Consider the following 16188-nt stretch of genomic DNA (forward strand, 5'->3'; position numbering starts at 1 on the left):
AAATTTATTTTCGAGATTTTTCGATTTCAAGGGGGCGATGGAGAAAAATTAGCACTCGATCTTGGCGGCTGCTAACATGCTGTAAAGGAATAACAAAGCAAGAGGTGGCGTTTGAAAAGAGATTGATGACCGAGTGGACTTACGTCATCCTCTCGACTGCTATGAAAAGGAGATGAAGCATGCAGTTTTCGTCAGATCTTGAGCGCCAGCTCAACGGTTATGGCCTTACCACAGCGCATATCCTCTATCGCATTCCCGATTTCGAATCCGTCCTGCAGACCTATGTCTGGCAGGATTACGATCTCGCCCCCGACTTTCCCGAAATGCGCAGGTTCCTGGATTTCTGGCAGGCTTCCCTCGATGGGCCGCTGCATTCTGTTCGCTACAGCCACCAGCGCCTGATCGGCCCCAATGAGTGGCGGCGCGTCGATGGTGACTTCAAACTGCACTGAGGCTTGAATCCGGATTTTTCTCTTCCTAACTCTCCGGGCGATCGAAGCTCGACGAGCTCGGTTGCTATCGAACGTCTGTTTAGAGTGAGACCGCATGGAAGAAAACATCAACATCATCAAGAGCGCCAGCATCCCGGAAAGGGAAGAGATCATCGTCGATTTCGCCCGGTGGCTAGAGACCGCCTCACAGGAGGCTCTGGTGTATGGTGAGGGGCGCTTTGCAGTGCTTTCTGCGAATATGGCAGAGGCGATCCGCGTCAATGCCGATAAACTTGCTCGCGACAAGCCCGAGATGACGGAGCGGGTTTTGCAACAGGCATGTGCGATGATATCGCAATTCAAGGCAGCCTATCCGCATCGGGTTGTCAGCCGGTCTGTACATTAAGCGCATTGGAGACAATCGGACCAACCAATCTCTTCGCATGGACGAGCAGTGTCTGCTGCGTGCAATTCAGGAAGTCCATATTCGGACAAACTGAGCGAATTTTTTCTTCGTCCGCTCTTGAATCCGAAATTGTCAAAAACCAATTCGATCGTCGCTAGCCGCTGATCACAGGGCTGGCCTTGCTGGGGGCGCCGCTTTCGGCGCTTCCGTACCCATGTTGCTTCAAGGAGGATATGGCTATGGCAACATCTTACGACTACGCACCTCTGTTCCGCTCGAGCGTCGGTTTCGATCGGGTGTTCAACCTTTTGGAAAACGCGCAGCGCGCCCGCTCGATCAGCGACTGGCCGCCCTATGACATTGTCAAGACCGGCGATGACAGCTACCGGATCTCGATTGCGGTGGCGGGCTTCGCGCAGGACGATCTCGAAATCACCTTCCAGTCCAACCTTCTGACCGTCACGGGTAAGAAGCAGGAGGCAGTAAATGAAGGCTACCTGCATCGCGGCATTGCCGGCCGTCCGTTCGAACACCGGTTCGAGCTGGCGGACCATGTCAGGGTCAACGGAGCGGATCTGAGCAACGGTCTTCTGTCAATTGAGCTCGTTCGTGAAATTCCGGAAGCACTGAAACCGCGCAAGATCTCGATCCAGAGCGAGGCTGCTTTGGAGCATTCAGCTGTTCCAGCGCAGATCGAAGCGCAGAAGGCGGCTTAATCTAGGTAGTCCACTCAACAAGGGGCGCCGTGGCGACGGCGCCCATCAGCATTCCGGGTTGGGAAGGAGAGAGCGATGAAACCCGATATGTTCAGGCAGCCTGTTTCCATTCTTGTCGGCCTCGGCTTTCCGGCCGAGGTCCGCGGTGTGATGGACGCCTACCGGCATCTCGTTGAATGGCCTGCTTCGCAGCGGGACGGCGCGCACTTGGTTGCGCTCAGGGCATGCCGTGCCGCGCTGCGCGGTGAAATCGAAGCGGAAACCGCGCGCGGCCTGTTTGCCGCCTTTGCCGAGAAACACGACCTACTCGCGCCGGAAACCGACGTGATCGCCGCGTCGCGCTTGCGGCGAGAAAAAGATCCGCATGTGCGATGAGGTAGGCCGATGATGCACAGCATGTTGCAGCAGGCCATCAACAATGCGATGGCGATGGGCCCAACGGTCCTGCTTCAGGGCATGCAGCTTCAGCGTCCGATGGACGTGGTGAAATCACCGGCTCTTTCCCCCGATGACAAGCGTGCGATCCTCGCCGCCTGGGCGTCGGACTTTTACGCTTTCGAATCCGGCCCTTCGTCAGCTACCGGGAACAACTCCAATCTCGATCGATGAAGTGCAGTCGGCTCTCATAGAACTCGATCGGCGCTATGGTATCTGACGGATCGTGCGTTAACGCGGGCTGTTGCACGAGGGGTGCGTCATTTTAGGTTGGCATTTCTCGCCTGGTCAATTACCGCAGCAAGTTCCGGCCCGCTGAACGGCTCGGACATTACCAAAGCATCTTCAATCCGCGACGCTCCGAGGTGATCGACGTTCGCCCGGACCTTGGCCGATGGCCTTGGACCTGCCGGGAAGACAGCGTAAACTTCGGCCGGATCGAGCAGGTGGTGTTCCAGCAGATGTTTAAGCTGGCCAGTGCGCAGCTCCTCTCCTGCCATGACGCGGGTCGCCAGCGCGATGCCCAGCCCCGCGACAGCCGCCGCCAGAATGCCCGGCGCCGAATTGATCCAGAGCTTTGCGGAAACATCGACGGAAGTGACGGTCTGATTGTGAGTGAAGCGCCAGCTCTCGCGACCAAACAGGCCCTGCTGGACGATACAATCGTGTCGGGCGAGCTCATCAGGATTGGCCGGCGCGCCGTGTGCCGAGAGATAGGCCGGTGCCGCCACCACCAGTCGCTCGACCAGCGCCAGCCTGCGGGCGCCGAAGGTGGAGTCATCCAGCGGTCCGACGCCCAGGCGGATGGCGACATCGACCCCATCCGTGATCAGGTTTTGACGCGCGTCGCTCATGATCATCTCGACCCAAGATCCGGATGCCGGGCCAGGAACGTCGCCAGTGCCGGAATGATCACGCGCGTGCCGTAGAGCACTCGCTTGCCTCCATTGCTGGCAGGATCGCCGGCCACCAGATGCGGTTGAAGGCCTTCACCACTCGTGCGCCGGGCACGAGATCGACAAAGACCTCGGACGAGCTCCGTCCGTGCATGTCGGCGGGTTTGAAGACCGGCGCTTCGATCGAATTATTGGCATCGATGACGATCCGGCCGCCGAAATTCGGAAGTCCCGCCAGCGCCACAGGCAGTTTGGACCAACTGACGGCAACAATCACCATGTCTTTCGAAGCCGCCTCCTCTCGTGTGCCTGCATGCCAGGATATTCTGCGGCGTCGTGCGTTCGACCCTTCCGCTCGGGAGGCTCAGAAATGGTTCCTTCTCGCGGCCGAAAATGAAGTGGGCGACGTCCAAGACAACCGGCAATAGCGTGACTGCTAGTTCCGGCCCAAACGAAAAAAGCTGCCCAGATGATTGACCCCCGTGCTGATCGATAACGTTGGCATGGACGCATATCCGAATACGAAGCCCGCACGTGGTTCGGTCGCCGTGGAATAGAGACGAGACACCGGATATATACCGACGCCATTCTCCGTGGCCCTGGTTGCGAGATTATCCTCTTCCTGTGCTTTGAGATGGTTGAACCAAACGACCACATGAAGTCCGGCGGACGTGCCGACGATTTCAATCTCGTCGCCGAACGTTTCAGCCATCGCCGTCAGGAATACCTCTCGACGGTTCGCATTCGCGCGTCTCATTCGGCGGACGTGCCGTTCATATGCACCGGTCGTGAGGAGAGAAGCGAGTGCTTCCTGTTCGTATGTCGATGTGTGGCGATCGGCGAACTGCTTGCAGTGGACGAACGGCCCCACAAGGGCTTTCGGAAGGATCATGTAGCCAAGCCGGAGCGCCGGGGACAGGGTTTTCGAAACAGTGCCGACGTAGATGACCCGTCCTTCGCCCAACTGGTATAGGGGTGGGATCGGGCTCACGCCGTAGCGATACTCGCCGTCATAATCATCCTCGACCACATAGGCTCCAGAAGCACGTGCCCACTCCATCAATGCTTGACGTCGGCCCACAGATAGAACGCCGCCAAGCGGGAACTGATGGCTAGGGGTTACATAGGCCAGAGCGAATTCACCAACGTCCGGCAACAATGCGGTGTCCATACCTTGATCGCCGCATGGCACGGCAACTGCAGTCGCGCCGACGGCGATCATGACATTGCGCGCCATGGCATAACATGGATCTTCGAGGACGACCTTGTCACCTGGATTGACGAGAACCCGAGCGCACAGGTCAAGCGCTTGCTGGGAACCGTTGATAACGATGATCTGATCGAGATCGCAAATGATGCCACGCGATCGCCAGACGTAACCATGCAACGACTTCCGCAAAGCGATGTTGCCAGCCGGATCGTCGTAGGCTTGTCTCGCGCGATGAGTGAGGAAGGTCGCCAATCCTTTCGCCAGTCTCACATTGCTTATCGGCATGGTGACTCGCCTTTCTCCACCGCCGACCGACAGCCGAGTCTGCCCACTAATGACGCGTCTCAGGTTGCTTTGAGCACGGCCTAGGCACCTGCTTGAACTTGGACCGAGTGGACCGCGTTTCTTGCGTTCGATGCCGGCTGTCTTTCGCCAATCTCGTTGGTGCAGCGAGATAGCAGGACATGCTGGCCGGATGTTGGGGTCCATGGCAACTCAAACCGCTGCCAACTTCTATTCTCGCGCGAACCCACAAAGGCACTCTGCCACAAGCCTCCTCCATCTATGCTGACTTCGACGCTTGATATCTGACGATCTCCCCAGGCCCAGCCCCATATTTTCGTTGGCACGTCAGTTGACAGCAGATCATTCGGGGAGGGCGACACGATCACCGACTCCGGGGCGACACTCCAAACAGGCCTCATTCCCGAAGCGGTTCCATCGTTATAGAAGCGCGTCGTATAGGCGCCGCTCGCCCGCCGGTTCGCGGCCGTAATTGAACCAACCCACTTTACAGAGTTCGTTCCGTACCAACCCGGCACAACCAGTCGAACCGGACCTCCGCGCTCCGCAGTGAGCGGCTTACCGTTGATCTCAAGTGCGAGAAGAACCTCTTCTGCAAGCGCTTTCTCGATAGGCAGGTCTTTTTGATAGGCTTCTTCAATTTCCGCGTATTCGCCCCACTCGAGGCCGGACGTCCATATGTACGACGCATCGGTGCTGATCTTTGCACGTTCCAGAACAAGCGACAGCGGCACGCCTTTCCAAACCACATTTCCGATCCTACGCTTGGCGACTGTCGGCGCAAGCGGGCTTCCAGCGCATTCGTGAAATGACATGTACTTGCGCTGAGGCATGGCTTGAAGATCCGAGAGACGCAACCTTGTTGGATTGTCGACGAGGCCATCGACATCGAGATGCCAATGGTCGGGGTCGATGTTCAGGAACCCCATATGCGTGACCAGAAAAAGATCGTCCTCCGGGGTGATCCAAGATTTCAGGGCATGAACGCCTTCGGCCGGACCTTGGAAGGAGAAACCCCTCTTTACCATGTGCATACCCATCCTCGTCATCGCCTTTCCCCCTGCGCGGGTTTTATCGATGTTTTCGCCGACGAGATGGAGGGGCATGCCTGTAACTTTCGCGCATATCAGATACGTGAAAGTTACACATAGCGGGGCACTGTAACGTTAATCGAGCATTTTCGAGCGGAGGTGATTGCCCATGCCGTTTGGCTCTGTTTCCGGTTCCTGCTCAGCCTGCGGATGGTCGAGGATTTGCTGGCAGCCCGTGGCGTCATCGTCTCTCACCAGACCGTGCGGCTCTGGGCTGAGAAATTCGGCAGACACGTTGCCAATGATATCCGCAAGCGATCAGCCGGCAGGCTGGGCGACAAATGGCACCTTGATGAGGTTGTCATCACCATCGGTGGAAAGAAACACTGGCTTTGGCGCGCGGTTGATCAGGACGGCTTTGTTCTCGACGTGTTGGTGCAAAGCCGCCGCAATGCTAAGGCTGCAAAGCGCTTGATACGAAAGCTTTTGAAAGCGCAAGGCCGTTCGCACAGACGCTCCGCTCCCGCCATCCAAATTCACTGCATCCGCGCAACGGCGCTTTGGAAAGCCGTGACCGGCGCCGGTGCCTGATCTCAAACTGCTGCACAATAAGTCAATCCTCGCTCGATAACGTGACGAATCCCATTGCCGAGGTCGTCGCCGGATTGGAGCAGCCGAGGACGCGATTTTCGGCTAAATCCGCGCCATGATTAAAAAAATGATCGGAGGCATAATCGGAGGCATCTCGATCGATCGGTACGAGGTTACCCCTTCCCAAATTCATCCATAAATGCGCCCATGGCGGTCGCTAGTGCCGCCTTGCCATTGTCAGGCATCATCGCCAATCCGGAAATGATGCCCTCCTGCCATGCCTTGCCCCGATCCCATGCCTCACGGTAGGCATCGGCCAGCACATCACCCTGCCGTGTTTCCAGCAGAGCCTCGAAGAGTAACGAGGCTTGCAGTAGATCCTTGTCGCGCTTTGCCCTGCCAAGCGCGTCAGTGAGCCGCCTAGAGGCCACGATGAGCTTGTGGATAGCGTAACGTTCGGGAGCCGGGACAATCACGCTCACTCCATGACGGTGCAACAGGACGGTCCGCACGGGTTCGTAGATCAGATAATCGAGGAACCGCAGGTTTTCCGCCGACGCGCCGCCGAGGGCGGGCATGGGCGACGGTTTACCCGTATGCTCGCCCGATCCCCGGTTGCCCGTCAGGAATTCCACACGGTAGCCCTTGCTATTCACGAACGCCACGACCTTTGCCTTGTCGGCCTGGTGCGGGACTGCCCGGAATGTCTTGTCGATGGACTGTAGGATTTCCCGAACAGGCGGCAGGCTATCCCCGACCTCCGAGCTGATCGCAAAATCCTGCGCGAAATCGGCGTCCCCCGTTTGCATCGCCGTCGATGGCAGTCGAACACCGAGCAGGCCCGCGTAACAGCCGAATGCCACAGATCCGATCAGGACGGCCCGCAGCCGGAAGAGGCCAGCGTCCGCGAGTGCCTTCGTGATGTCGCCCGCGAAATCGTCCGGTCCCTGCATCCCGCCGTTTCGCAGGAGCGTCCCGACCATCCGTCTACGCTCGCGGAGATCGTCCTTGATTTCCTTGTGAGCGTTCACTCGAGCTGTGATCTCTTCGTCGCTGTGCGGTCCCACGTAGCGCCGCTTGTCGCCCTCGGGGGTAGGGAGATCGAAATACCAGTATTCGCGGCCCTTGACCGGGACCGTGACGAACCGACCCTCAAGTGGGAAGTCGGCTTGAAATTGCCCATCAAGCGAACGCTGCGCCAGCTCCGCGAACATCGTTCGATATGTGATGTCGATCCGCCTCATGCCTTGCTCCTCCTTCGCATTTGCCGCAGCCTATTTCCTACCCTTCAGATCGGCCATCGCCTTCTTAAATCCCCCGCCTTTCTTGGAAGAAATCGACCAAGCTCATCGCGGGCGTTGATCCGTTATAATGTTATGGCAGAAACATTATAGCTCCTCTGCTTTCTGGTCAACAGACTGTCAGTTATAATGTTTCTGCTGAGACATTATAACGGCGCCGAGAAAGCTATTTAAGCAAGCAACGCTTCGCTTAAAGAGAGAGGAGTTAAGGTAAGCACCCTCAAATAAGCGTGCCCGAATCCTTGGTCTTAAAGAGATTCGAACTTGCCACCCGTGATTTTAGTCACGTAACAGGCAGCGGATCAGTGCCTTCGCTTAGGATTGCGAGATATCTACGATAGCTGAAGACACGGCCACGCTTGCGACCTGTCACCTCCTCGACAATCCCCAGACGCTCCAAGTCAGCGAGCGCTGCATTGACAGTCGGCGCGGAAAGGCCTGTCTGGCGTCCGTCTCCAAGCGCTGCCCCGTATCGATGGGAGTTCGAGGAAGGTGGCATACCTTTCGACGTCGCCGTCGAGCCGCAAATCACCACGAACGATCTGTATTTGATGATCCGGACTGCGCTCGCGGGCGGCGGAATCACATTTGCGCTTGAGGAGACGTTTCGCCCATACATCGATCGCGGCGAGTTGGTCACCACTTTGGACGAGTACCTGCCCGCCTTTCCAGGGTTCTTCCTTTATTTTCCCAATCGCCGCAATATGGCGCCCAAGCTGCGTGCGCTCATCGACCATGTTCGCGCCTATAGATCGACACAGCCCTAGCACTCGTGGCGACAACGGGCTGGGTGCGTCGTGACGGCACCCATAGAACCCTCTGCTTTTCGGTCCGCTCCACCCCAACCGGGTACGGTACGTGCCGACCGCCGGACTTGCAGAGAACGACCTTTGTCGCTGCGGGAGACGAGGCTATTTCGAGCCTCGTCGAGCCATCGCTTGATCCGACGGTCAATCCTAATCCTAGGAATAGTTGACCGGGAGCCAGTCATAATTGGTGCTATCTGTACGCACGTGGCCGATTCCGGGAAACGCAATATGGGCGCCTGCCACATGATATTTGCCTTCCACCGCCTCCTTAAAGGCGACGTCGCGGGCAGCAACGGCGGCCTTCTGATCGATATCGAATTCTATGGCGATGCCGGGCTCATCGAATTGCAGGATATCACCATGGGTAATGTCGCCCCAGAAGACGATCTTCTGGCCTTCACTTTCCAACGTAATAGCGCTGTGACCCGGCGTATGTCCCGCATAAAGAATCGAGCCCAGACCCGGGACGGGTGCTTGGTTATCTCCGAATGTTTCAAATTTTCCAGCTTGCACGTAAGGCGTCACGCACTGGTCTGCCTCGCCAAAATGCTGCTTGACGATGCCGGTCGCCGCTTTGGCGTTTTCCGGGCTCAGCCAGAATTTCGCCTCCCGCTCATTGACCCGTAGTGTGGCGTTGGGGAAAGTGCGTTTGCCATCGCTCATCAACCCACCGGAATGATCGGTATGAATATGGGTGAGGATGAGATCGTCAATGTCACCTACCTTGTATCCGGAAGCCTCGATGTTGGACACGAGCTTGCCGAGCGATGGGCCCAAATAGGTACCGGTGCCTGCGTCGACGAGCACCAGTCTTTCGCCAGTGTTGACCAGGAATGCGTTGACGGAAGTTGGTACGATTTCCGGCAGAAAGGCATCATTCAAAACGCCCTGCGCGTGTTCTTCGCTAGTGTTGGTGTAGAGCTTGGCGAGCGGCAGGGCAACGGTGCCGTCCGACAGGGCTGTGACCTCTACGGAGCCGATCTTCAGCCGGTAGAAACCCGGTGCCTGAACAGCGGCAAAAGGTGCCTTGGCGAAGACGATTGACGGCGCGACGAAGGGCGCTGCGACGAAGCCAGTCAAAGCGCTTTTGAGAATGGAACGACGAGATGGCATGGGTTTGCTCCTTACGTGATGGTGTGGAACGGCTTGCAAGTTCCTACCCATCAGCTAAGGATGCTCCCGTCAGCAATCAAATCGATATAGCTCATGCAAGTCATCGATCATTTCAATCTTCGTTCCTTCGACCTCAATCTTCTCGTTGCCTTCGATGCGATGATGGAGGAGATGAGTGTGACCCGGGCAGCGCAGCGCTTGAAGATCCAGCAGCCTGCCATGAGCCACAACATCTCGACATTGCGCACGCTGTTTCAGGACGAGCTGTTCATCCGCGTAGGACAGGCGATGAAGCCCACGGCACGGGCGCTGAATTTATCCGGCCCGGTGCGGCAGGCTCTGCGACAGGCACAGGCCGCCGTGTTGATGGCAGACGCATTCGATCCGGCCACCGAGCGACGTACATTCAGGCTGGGGCTGTCCAGCGAGGTGGAACTATTGTTGCTGCCCGACCTGACCGCTCGGTTGCGCGATATCGCGCCGGGCATTCGTATTCTGGCTCGCGGCGGCGATGCACTGGAGATCGAGGCGATGCTGGATTCAGGCGTCGTCGACCTGTCTGTGGGATGCAGCTATCTCCCGGATTCACGACACCATTGCGAGCCGCTTTATCAGTCCAGCGTATTGTGCTGTTTCAATCCGCAACTGCTGAATCTCTCCGGGCCCGTAAGCCTCGATGCCTATATGGCGGCACAGCACGCCGTGATTTCGCAGACTGATAGTCTCCATGGCTGCGTCAAGGATGCACTGGAGCATGCGGGGGCAGAACTGGACGTAGTGGCGGCGGCTCCGGATTTCATGTCGATATTGGCAACAGCACGCTCATCTGCAGTCATTGCCACCGTGTCCTCGCGCATAGCGCTTCGTTATGGGCCGCTATTGGGACTTGAGGTCAGCCCGGTGCCACTGGCACTTTCTTTTCCACCCGTGTCCATGGTGTGGCCGCTTCAGATGGACAGCGATCTCGGTTGCGCTTGGTTGCGGCAACAAATCCGTGAAGCAATGCTAAGAACAAATGGGAGCAACGTCGCGGATATTGCGGCCTGACGGGCGTGGCGATCAGCATGTGTCTGAAGTCCTCGCCTTGAATGGAATCGAACCGACGACACTGTTATTATAAACAGTCCTCCAACTCCAATTCTTCGAAACCATAGATCGGCTCGACCTTGATGGAATGACCGTTTTGGGGCCGAAAGCAGTCCGACGGCTATAGGAGCCGGCTGGCGAAGAGCGGACATTCCGAGTTAAGGTTTCTCATTTCAGTGATGTGGCGGGCTGGCCCGCGGCTTTGGCCTAAACAGCGCTTCACTAGGCCGGGTTCAGGACGCAGGCCGCTGGGTATATAGGCTTGGGGCTGAAGCTAGTGCAGTCCCGCATCAATTGGTTCACCTGCATATTAAATACTCGGCTCTTCCTCAGTGTTAGACTGATCCCCATCGACGGGATCCGCCCATCCGAACCAGTTGTCGTGGGGGAGGTCATCATCGAGATGATGAAATCGGTTCTCCAGCAGTGCCCTGAAGGCATCGAAATTCGGTGTCTGGCGATTGCTGACCAAGCCCCACGAACTGGCCACAGCCATGATGAAGGTCCGCACGTGCATCGGCCAGTCCTCCGACCTGAGCCATGCTGGGTCGAACGGTGGACCACCGCCGGACATAAGTACTTCGCTCGCTGCCGCCAGTTCGCGGCGGTATGCGTCCATTCCGCCCGCCGAGATCCTCGATGGATCGGCCTTCGCTGACTGGTTCAGGGCGATGTTGAGGATGATCGTTATCAACTCCCAATCCTTGATCCCTCTATCGTGCTTCGCGCTCCAGCACTTCGGGGTCGTTGGACTTGTCGTCGTCGATGGGCAGCGAGAGCACCCACGACAACTTTTCGTTGTCTGGCTCGTGTCGGGTATCCCACTTGGCGCTGCCGACCTGCAGGCGCAATTCGACTGCCGAGGGGATCACCACGAGATCGGTGCTGGCCAGATCGGTCAGGGCAATCTGGAGTGTGGCAGCGAGTGCCTCTGCACGCCGGCGCAACCGCCACGGCGCAAGTATCGTCCATTTTAGACCCAGCGCCTTCCATGAGATGCGCACCTCGCCCAGAGCGTCGTTGACGAAGTCCTGACCGATCTCCACTTTCAGCTTGGAAACGACCTCATCATGCGACATGCCGAACCACGGCGGCGACTTGGTCGCCTTTTCTATGGCCCCCTTGTAAGCATCATCCACGTTCCAGCCATCGACGATGGCTCTGGCGCGCTGGACGATCTCGGGCGCGACGACTGGCGCGGTTGCGAGGATCACCGCACCCTGGGCGATTGCACGCGCGAAGTCGTCATGCAGCTCGGCGTCATCGGGGTCAACCCGGTAGCTGGAGTGCATCGGCAGGACGAGACCAACGCAAGCGAGGTAACTCAGCATCTCGCCGGCGAGGAAGAACGTGTCCGCCAGCAAGAACCCGCTGCGGACCGACATCTCACCAAGTCCACCGTCGTCGGCCCTGACGATCGTGTAGAGCGCCATGGAGGTGTGGTACCTGGCGGCATGGGGCAAGTGCAGTTCCGCGTACCACTGGGACAGCAAAAGCATGGCGAGCACCGATCCCCTAAGCGTCTCGGCGTTGAACCAGTTCTCCTTGGCTCGCTGCAACTGATCGATGGCGAGGAGAAACTGCCCCGATTCCGCAAATGCCACTGCTCGATCACGAGCCAGGTCGCCTGCTGCGGCCTTGCCTTCGCGCTCCGACACCAACCTGTCGATCTTGTCGGTGAGATCCTGGAAGTCGGTGCGCGACCCCAGTGCTGGAGCAATGATCAGGATGAGGTCTGCCAGGGTCGACGCATCGCTCAATGGGTCTTCCGCTGCAATGTCGGCAGCACGGTTCCATGTCAATATGGCCTTGCCCGCGGCCTCGGTCGCGCCGTGGTGCCAGAAGTCCATCATCTCGACATGGCCGCGCAGGCTGAGGAGCCGGAACTGGCTGGACCGCGCGGCATGGAGCCGCAGGCCTCGATCGACCGCCTCTGCCGCCTCGCCGACCCAGCCGTCGATCTCATCGGTCGCACCACGAAGGTGGCCAAGCGCCCGCGCCGTCGAGGTGTAAGAGGCGAGATAGACGATGTCCTCGATGTCCTCGAGCGGCGCATCGATCGGGAGGGTCGAGAAGTACTCCCCGAGCGCCCCGTCCTCAGCATCGAGGAAACCCTTCCCGCGCAGGGTGGCGACGGCGATCTCGTAGAGAACCTTGCGTCGCAGCCCTGGGATATCTTTCAGAGGCTCCATTCGCCTGATCCACCGATCGAGATCGGGCCTGGCGTTCTCCTCGAAAGTGGCTCGGCGCATCCCGCGTTTGATCTCGAGGAACTCGGCTAGGTTGGAGGGCCCACCGTCCAGTGACTCGGCCAACCATTTCTCCTTCAGCGCCTGGTATTCCTCGTCCACCAAGACCGGTGGGAAGAGCTCGGCCGGAACCGATAGGAATTCCTCGGCGATCCAGAATGTGTCGGGATCGGTCAGCATGTCCGAGATCGTCTGCCCATCCAGTAGCGTCAGCTTTGCAGCGTATTGGGCCTGGCAGTAATCCTGCAGCTTGTGACGCATCGCAACCGGAACGTCGGGCGCGCAGAGATAGGTCACCGCGTTCGGCCGATCACCGCTGCCGAAGATCGTCGCAAGATCCGATTTCACCTTGCCCTCGATGGCCTTGTTCAGCGTGCAAGCGAACACGATGATCTCGTCCGAAGCCCTGGCGACGAAGGAGTTGCTGCCGATCGGAGATCCGCTCAGGTAGGTGCGGTAGGTCTCGAAGTCCCGCCCTTGATCGCCGCCTGCCTGCACCGGGCCGGTGGCGCGTACTACGTTCGAGGCGATCCGCAGTCTCGATAATTCGAAGGCGAGATCCTCAAAGCGGTGATGCTCGTTGGATGCGCTCATCTGCTCGAGCTGGAAGCGAATGTACTTGCGAAGGGAGATTCGGTTTCGGACCATTCGTCGAGCTTAACCTCTTCCGTCAAACAAAAAAAAGGCACACTAACATTCGCTACTGTGGATGCCCTTCTTTGAAATCCTGCATGTGCCCCCCATCAACCCCACGTTTTATTGTGGCTCACGGGATCGTACCTAAAACTACCCATTCCGCAAACGCGTAGATACTGAGACGGTTATCCCACTGTGGAGGCTATAACGCTCTGGCTGCAAAACGGAGGGCAGCTTTTGGGAAATCGCCATCGCGATCTGAACGGCTGGAATGAGGGCGCAAAGCAGTCGTCACAATAGCTGACCTGTCCGGCGAAATGGGGGCACTCCAATAGCCAACAAAATCGGATCCGTATGATGTGAAGGGATACGAACCAGAAATACCCAGGAAGGCTGGCAAATAGTTGATTAGAAGGGAGTTTACCTTTGAGTTTTTTTACTCCATGCGGGCCAATACATAGAGTTTGACACGGCACAGCATGTAGTCGCCGTCATTCCATGACCTTGCAGAAGGTGAGGCTGTCTCCGAATTTACATTGTTACAGTAGGGGGAGATCTTCGGAAAAAATGTGCTAGATAGCCTCATTACATCAGCTCTTTAGGTCTCCAAGACACACATCATTTTGCATGAAATTTGGAAAAAATTGCATTTATGCCCATATTTCGCTATGGTGAGTGCAGGAGCTAGCCCATGACGAAGTTACAGGAACTGAAAAAGCATCTGCGGTCCGGCAAGGTCTACCGTCGGGAGGACCTAGCCCAGTGGTCGTCGTCTGTCGATCGGCACCTGCAGCAGCTGCTGGCGGAAGGGTATTTGACCAAACTATCGACCGGCGTCTATCACCGGCCGAAACAGACGGCCTTCGGGAAGGCTCCTGCCGACGATGATGCTGTCGTCGAGGCCTTCCTGAAGGATGACCGTTATCTCGTCACCTCGCCTAACGCCTATAACAGCCTGGGTGTCGGAACGACGCAGCTCTATAACAAGACCGTCGTTTACAACCTTAAGCGCCACGGCAACTTCACGCTGGGCGGTCGGGAATTCGAATTTCGTAAGAAACCGGCCTTCCCCAAAACCCTGACCAAAGAGTTCCTGCTGGTCGACCTGGTCAACAATCTCGACCATTTGGCCGAAGACCGTGAACAGGTACTGGCCCGCGTGAAAGAACGTGCCCTACAAGGCGATCGCCGCGCCCTCACCCGTGCCGCTAAGGAATACGGCATGGTGCGCACTCGCAAATTCTTCAACGGCCTCGTAGCGGACGCGCATGCCGGCTGATTTCCTGCATAATCATAAGGATTTTGGGGCACTGCTGCGCATCGTCGGCGAGGAGATGAAGGTGCAGCCGATGCTGGTCGAGAAAGACTACTGGATCATGCACTGCCTGTACGGCCTGCAACAGTGGGGCATGGCATTCCAGCTGAAGGGCGGCACCTCGCTCTCCAAGGGCTACCGCATCATCGACCGATTCTCCGAGGACATCGATATCCGCATCGAGCCTCCCGAGGCGATGGGCGTCAAGACGGGTCCCAATCATGACAAGCCCGCACATCGCGAAGGCCGCAAAGCGTTCTATGACTGGCTGGCCGAAACAATCACGATCGACGGCATCAAAAGCATCGAGCGCGATACGGAGTTCGACAACGAGAGTTATCGCAGTGGGGGCATCCGACTTCATTATCCGGAGACAACCGGCACGACGTCGGTGCTCAAGGACGGCGTGCTGCTCGAAGCGGGCTTCGATACGGTGGCGCCCAACATCGACAAGGATATCAGTTCCTGGGCCTACGATTACGCGGCATCGCGCGTCGAGCTGATCGATAATCGTGCGTTTGCTGTGCCCTGCTACGAACCCGGCTACACCCTGGTGGAAAAGCTCCAGACCATCTCCACAAAATACCGCAAGCAGCAGGAAACTGGGCGGTTCCCTGCAAATTTCCTCCGGCATTACTATGACGTCTATTGCCTGCTGGACCAACCGGACGTTCAAGCATTCATTGGTACAGATGCATATCGCACCCACAAAGACCGGCGTTTCCCGAAGCTCGACAATCCCGATATCAGCAGCAATCCGGCATTCAGCCTCTCCGACCCTGATACCTTCGGACTTTACGAGCACGCGTATGAGCTGACTGCGGCGCTATATTACCGCGGCAGGCCCAAACTGAAAGAGATCCTCGCGCGTATCGCGTCCAACTCGGAGCGACTCTAGCGGTCCGGTCGCATTCCGGCTGATCTTCCACAAAGAGATTAATTCACGGCTGGTGCCGAACGGTCCCCGCAGCAACCGGTCTGGGTACCGGAGACTAGATCGACTTCGAGCGGCTAGTCGTAACTCTTCAAGGCCGGGGCAACACTACTGACACTACCCGCGCCAGTTCAATCTCTTAGTTTGGAAAAGCGGACGCCGGCGCCACCACCATTTTCGGGAATAAACTCGAGGCCTGCGGCTTCCGGGGTCGTCGCATACCCGGACCAGCCTCAATCATTAGCCGGATCGCAAACCACCGCCGCTAAGAAGATTGGTTGTCGCCCGGTAGGTGACTTTTATCTTGGCTTTCTTTTTTACGCTCGGCTTCCTGCCGTACCAGCTCTCGCTCAATCGCTTCCCTAATGAACGCCGCAATCTGATAATTGCCAACCAGTGCCTCAATCCGGCTCCTCGTATCGGGAGAAAGACGGATCTTGATATCTTTTACATTCAGCGGCGGTCGTCCCATAAGAGGCCTTCGTTACAATAGTTTCCATATAAACGACGCCGTTTATTGACGTTATAAATGACGTCGTTTACTCTTATCGGCGCACAGTCGGCTGGATTGCGTGTTCGCGCACGCAACCCAGCCTAACCACAATCTAGCTTGATGGAGCTTGGATCATGGCTGATTCTGAGAATAGCATGTTGATTTCCACTGAGAGCTGACCCGGCATTTCCACCGAGAAGTGACCCGCCTTAGGTATCGTTTGTGTTGGTCGT

General features: G+C 57.5%; 15 protein-coding genes and 5 pseudogenes. 10 read left to right on the plus strand and 10 right to left on the minus strand.

What is annotated here, in order from left to right:
* Positions 1-179 precede the first annotated feature (179 nt).
* The 5 genes and pseudogenes from AB6803_RS32575 to AB6803_RS32595 all read left to right on the plus strand — a co-directional run bounded on the left by AB6803_RS32575 (position 180) and on the right by AB6803_RS32595 (position 2208).
* Positions 180-452 (plus strand): usg protein, encoded by a 273-nt coding sequence (locus AB6803_RS32575; RefSeq protein ID WP_371112711.1) that lies wholly within the window; start codon positions 180-182, stop codon positions 450-452.
* A 94-nt stretch (positions 453-546) separates the two neighbouring features.
* Complete coding sequence (locus AB6803_RS32580; RefSeq protein ID WP_371112712.1) at positions 547-837, plus strand: hypothetical protein; 291 nt, start codon at positions 547-549, stop codon at positions 835-837.
* 239 nt (positions 838-1076) lie between these two features.
* Complete coding sequence (locus AB6803_RS32585) at positions 1077-1553, plus strand: Hsp20 family protein (RefSeq protein WP_371112713.1); 477 nt, start codon at positions 1077-1079, stop codon at positions 1551-1553.
* 75 nt (positions 1554-1628) lie between these two features.
* Positions 1629-1928: a DUF982 domain-containing protein gene (locus tag AB6803_RS32590; protein ID WP_371112714.1), complete on the plus strand. Its 300-nt coding sequence runs from the start codon at positions 1629-1631 to the stop codon at positions 1926-1928.
* 9 nt (positions 1929-1937) lie between these two features.
* Positions 1938-2208 (plus strand): annotated as a pseudogene (locus tag AB6803_RS32595) (hypothetical protein).
* Positions 2209-2248: 40 nt separating this feature from the next.
* Here the strand turns inward: AB6803_RS32595 and AB6803_RS32600 are convergent.
* The 4 genes and pseudogenes from AB6803_RS32600 to AB6803_RS32615 form a co-directional block, all read right to left on the minus strand.
* On the minus strand, positions 2249-2842 hold the full coding sequence (locus tag AB6803_RS32600) for a substrate binding domain-containing protein (protein WP_371112715.1): 594 nt from the start codon (positions 2840-2842) through the stop codon (positions 2249-2251).
* 71 nt (positions 2843-2913) lie between these two features.
* A pseudogene (locus AB6803_RS32605) lies at positions 2914-3197 on the minus strand (NADP oxidoreductase); the annotation flags it as partial.
* A gap of 123 nt (positions 3198-3320) precedes the next feature.
* Complete coding sequence (locus tag AB6803_RS32610) at positions 3321-4379, minus strand: PLP-dependent aminotransferase family protein (protein WP_371112716.1); 1059 nt, start codon at positions 4377-4379, stop codon at positions 3321-3323.
* Between the two features lie 80 nt (positions 4380-4459).
* The gene (locus tag AB6803_RS32615) at positions 4460-5446 is read right to left on the minus strand and encodes a molybdopterin-dependent oxidoreductase (protein ID WP_371112724.1); all 987 of its coding nucleotides are present in this window, start codon (positions 5444-5446) and stop codon (positions 4460-4462) included.
* A 120-nt stretch (positions 5447-5566) separates the two neighbouring features.
* Here AB6803_RS32615 and AB6803_RS32620 point away from each other — a divergent pair.
* A pseudogene (locus tag AB6803_RS32620) lies at positions 5567-5941 on the plus strand (IS6 family transposase); the annotation flags it as partial.
* A 251-nt stretch (positions 5942-6192) separates the two neighbouring features.
* On the opposite strand, the gene AB6803_RS32625 reads toward AB6803_RS32620, so the two are convergent.
* Both AB6803_RS32625 and AB6803_RS32630 read right to left on the minus strand, forming a co-directional pair.
* Entirely contained in the window at positions 6193-7263 is a 1071-nt protein-coding gene (locus tag AB6803_RS32625; RefSeq protein WP_371112717.1) for a GSU2403 family nucleotidyltransferase fold protein, read from the minus strand.
* 340 nt (positions 7264-7603) lie between these two features.
* Positions 7604-7762 (minus strand): annotated as a pseudogene (locus AB6803_RS32630) (Fic family protein); the annotation flags it as partial.
* A gap of 1 nt (position 7763) precedes the next feature.
* Between AB6803_RS32630 and AB6803_RS32635 the strand changes: the two are divergent.
* Positions 7764-8087, plus strand: a pseudogene (locus AB6803_RS32635) (LysR substrate-binding domain-containing protein); the annotation flags it as partial.
* 195 nt (positions 8088-8282) lie between these two features.
* Here AB6803_RS32635 and AB6803_RS32640 read toward each other — a convergent pair.
* On the minus strand, positions 8283-9242 hold the full coding sequence (locus AB6803_RS32640) for an MBL fold metallo-hydrolase (protein WP_371112725.1): 960 nt from the start codon (positions 9240-9242) through the stop codon (positions 8283-8285).
* 93 nt (positions 9243-9335) lie between these two features.
* Between AB6803_RS32640 and AB6803_RS32645 the strand changes: the two genes are divergently transcribed.
* Positions 9336-10289, plus strand: a complete 954-nt coding sequence (locus tag AB6803_RS32645; RefSeq protein ID WP_371112718.1) for a LysR family transcriptional regulator — start codon at positions 9336-9338, stop codon at positions 10287-10289.
* A gap of 349 nt (positions 10290-10638) precedes the next feature.
* On the opposite strand, the gene AB6803_RS32650 is transcribed toward AB6803_RS32645, so the two are convergent.
* Together AB6803_RS32650 and AB6803_RS32655 are read right to left on the minus strand one after the other, a co-directional pair.
* Positions 10639-11022: a hypothetical protein gene (locus tag AB6803_RS32650; RefSeq protein WP_371112719.1), complete on the minus strand. Its 384-nt coding sequence runs from the start codon at positions 11020-11022 to the stop codon at positions 10639-10641.
* Positions 11023-11041: 19 nt separating this feature from the next.
* Positions 11042-13171, minus strand: a complete 2130-nt coding sequence (locus tag AB6803_RS32655; protein ID WP_371112720.1) for a hypothetical protein — start codon at positions 13169-13171, stop codon at positions 11042-11044.
* A gap of 733 nt (positions 13172-13904) precedes the next feature.
* Between AB6803_RS32655 and AB6803_RS32660 the strand changes: the two genes are divergently transcribed.
* Together AB6803_RS32660 and AB6803_RS32665 are read left to right on the plus strand one after the other, a co-directional pair.
* Positions 13905-14492: a DUF6088 family protein gene (locus AB6803_RS32660; RefSeq protein WP_371112721.1), complete on the plus strand. Its 588-nt coding sequence runs from the start codon at positions 13905-13907 to the stop codon at positions 14490-14492.
* Positions 14482-15426 (plus strand): nucleotidyl transferase AbiEii/AbiGii toxin family protein, encoded by a 945-nt coding sequence (locus AB6803_RS32665; protein WP_371112722.1) that lies wholly within the window; start codon positions 14482-14484, stop codon positions 15424-15426. The genes AB6803_RS32660 and AB6803_RS32665 overlap by 11 nt, the downstream gene beginning before the upstream one ends.
* Positions 15427-15727: 301 nt before the next feature.
* On the opposite strand, the gene AB6803_RS32670 is transcribed toward AB6803_RS32665, so the two are convergent.
* The gene (locus AB6803_RS32670) at positions 15728-15934 is read right to left on the minus strand and encodes a hypothetical protein (protein ID WP_371112723.1); all 207 of its coding nucleotides are present in this window, start codon (positions 15932-15934) and stop codon (positions 15728-15730) included.
* Between the last annotated feature and the right edge of the window lie 254 nt (positions 15935-16188).

This window comes from Rhizobium sp. RCC_161_2, from assembly GCF_041355235.1.
Lineage (GTDB): Bacteria > Pseudomonadota > Alphaproteobacteria > Rhizobiales > Rhizobiaceae > Rhizobium.

Coding starts and splice junctions, on each gene's coding strand:
- AB6803_RS32575 (WP_371112711.1), top strand. CDS start 180: ATGCAGTTTTCGTCAGATCTTGAGCGCCAGCTCAACGGTTATGGCCTT.
- AB6803_RS32580 (WP_371112712.1), top strand. CDS start 547: ATGGAAGAAAACATCAACATCATCAAGAGCGCCAGCATCCCGGAAAGG.
- AB6803_RS32585 (WP_371112713.1), top strand. CDS start 1,077: ATGGCAACATCTTACGACTACGCACCTCTGTTCCGCTCGAGCGTCGGT.
- AB6803_RS32590 (WP_371112714.1), top strand. CDS start 1,629: ATGAAACCCGATATGTTCAGGCAGCCTGTTTCCATTCTTGTCGGCCTC.
- AB6803_RS32600 (WP_371112715.1), bottom strand. CDS start 2,842: ATGAGCGACGCGCGTCAAAACCTGATCACGGATGGGGTCGATGTCGCC.
- AB6803_RS32610 (WP_371112716.1), bottom strand. CDS start 4,379: ATGCCGATAAGCAATGTGAGACTGGCGAAAGGATTGGCGACCTTCCTC.
- AB6803_RS32615 (WP_371112724.1), bottom strand. CDS start 5,446: ATGACGAGGATGGGTATGCACATGGTAAAGAGGGGTTTCTCCTTCCAA.
- AB6803_RS32625 (WP_371112717.1), bottom strand. CDS start 7,263: ATGAGGCGGATCGACATCACATATCGAACGATGTTCGCGGAGCTGGCG.
- AB6803_RS32640 (WP_371112725.1), bottom strand. CDS start 9,242: ATGCCATCTCGTCGTTCCATTCTCAAAAGCGCTTTGACTGGCTTCGTC.
- AB6803_RS32645 (WP_371112718.1), top strand. CDS start 9,336: ATGCAAGTCATCGATCATTTCAATCTTCGTTCCTTCGACCTCAATCTT.
- AB6803_RS32655 (WP_371112720.1), bottom strand. CDS start 13,171: ATGAGCGCATCCAACGAGCATCACCGCTTTGAGGATCTCGCCTTCGAA.
- AB6803_RS32660 (WP_371112721.1), top strand. CDS start 13,905: ATGACGAAGTTACAGGAACTGAAAAAGCATCTGCGGTCCGGCAAGGTC.
- AB6803_RS32665 (WP_371112722.1), top strand. CDS start 14,482: ATGCCGGCTGATTTCCTGCATAATCATAAGGATTTTGGGGCACTGCTG.
- AB6803_RS32670 (WP_371112723.1), bottom strand. CDS start 15,934: ATGGGACGACCGCCGCTGAATGTAAAAGATATCAAGATCCGTCTTTCT.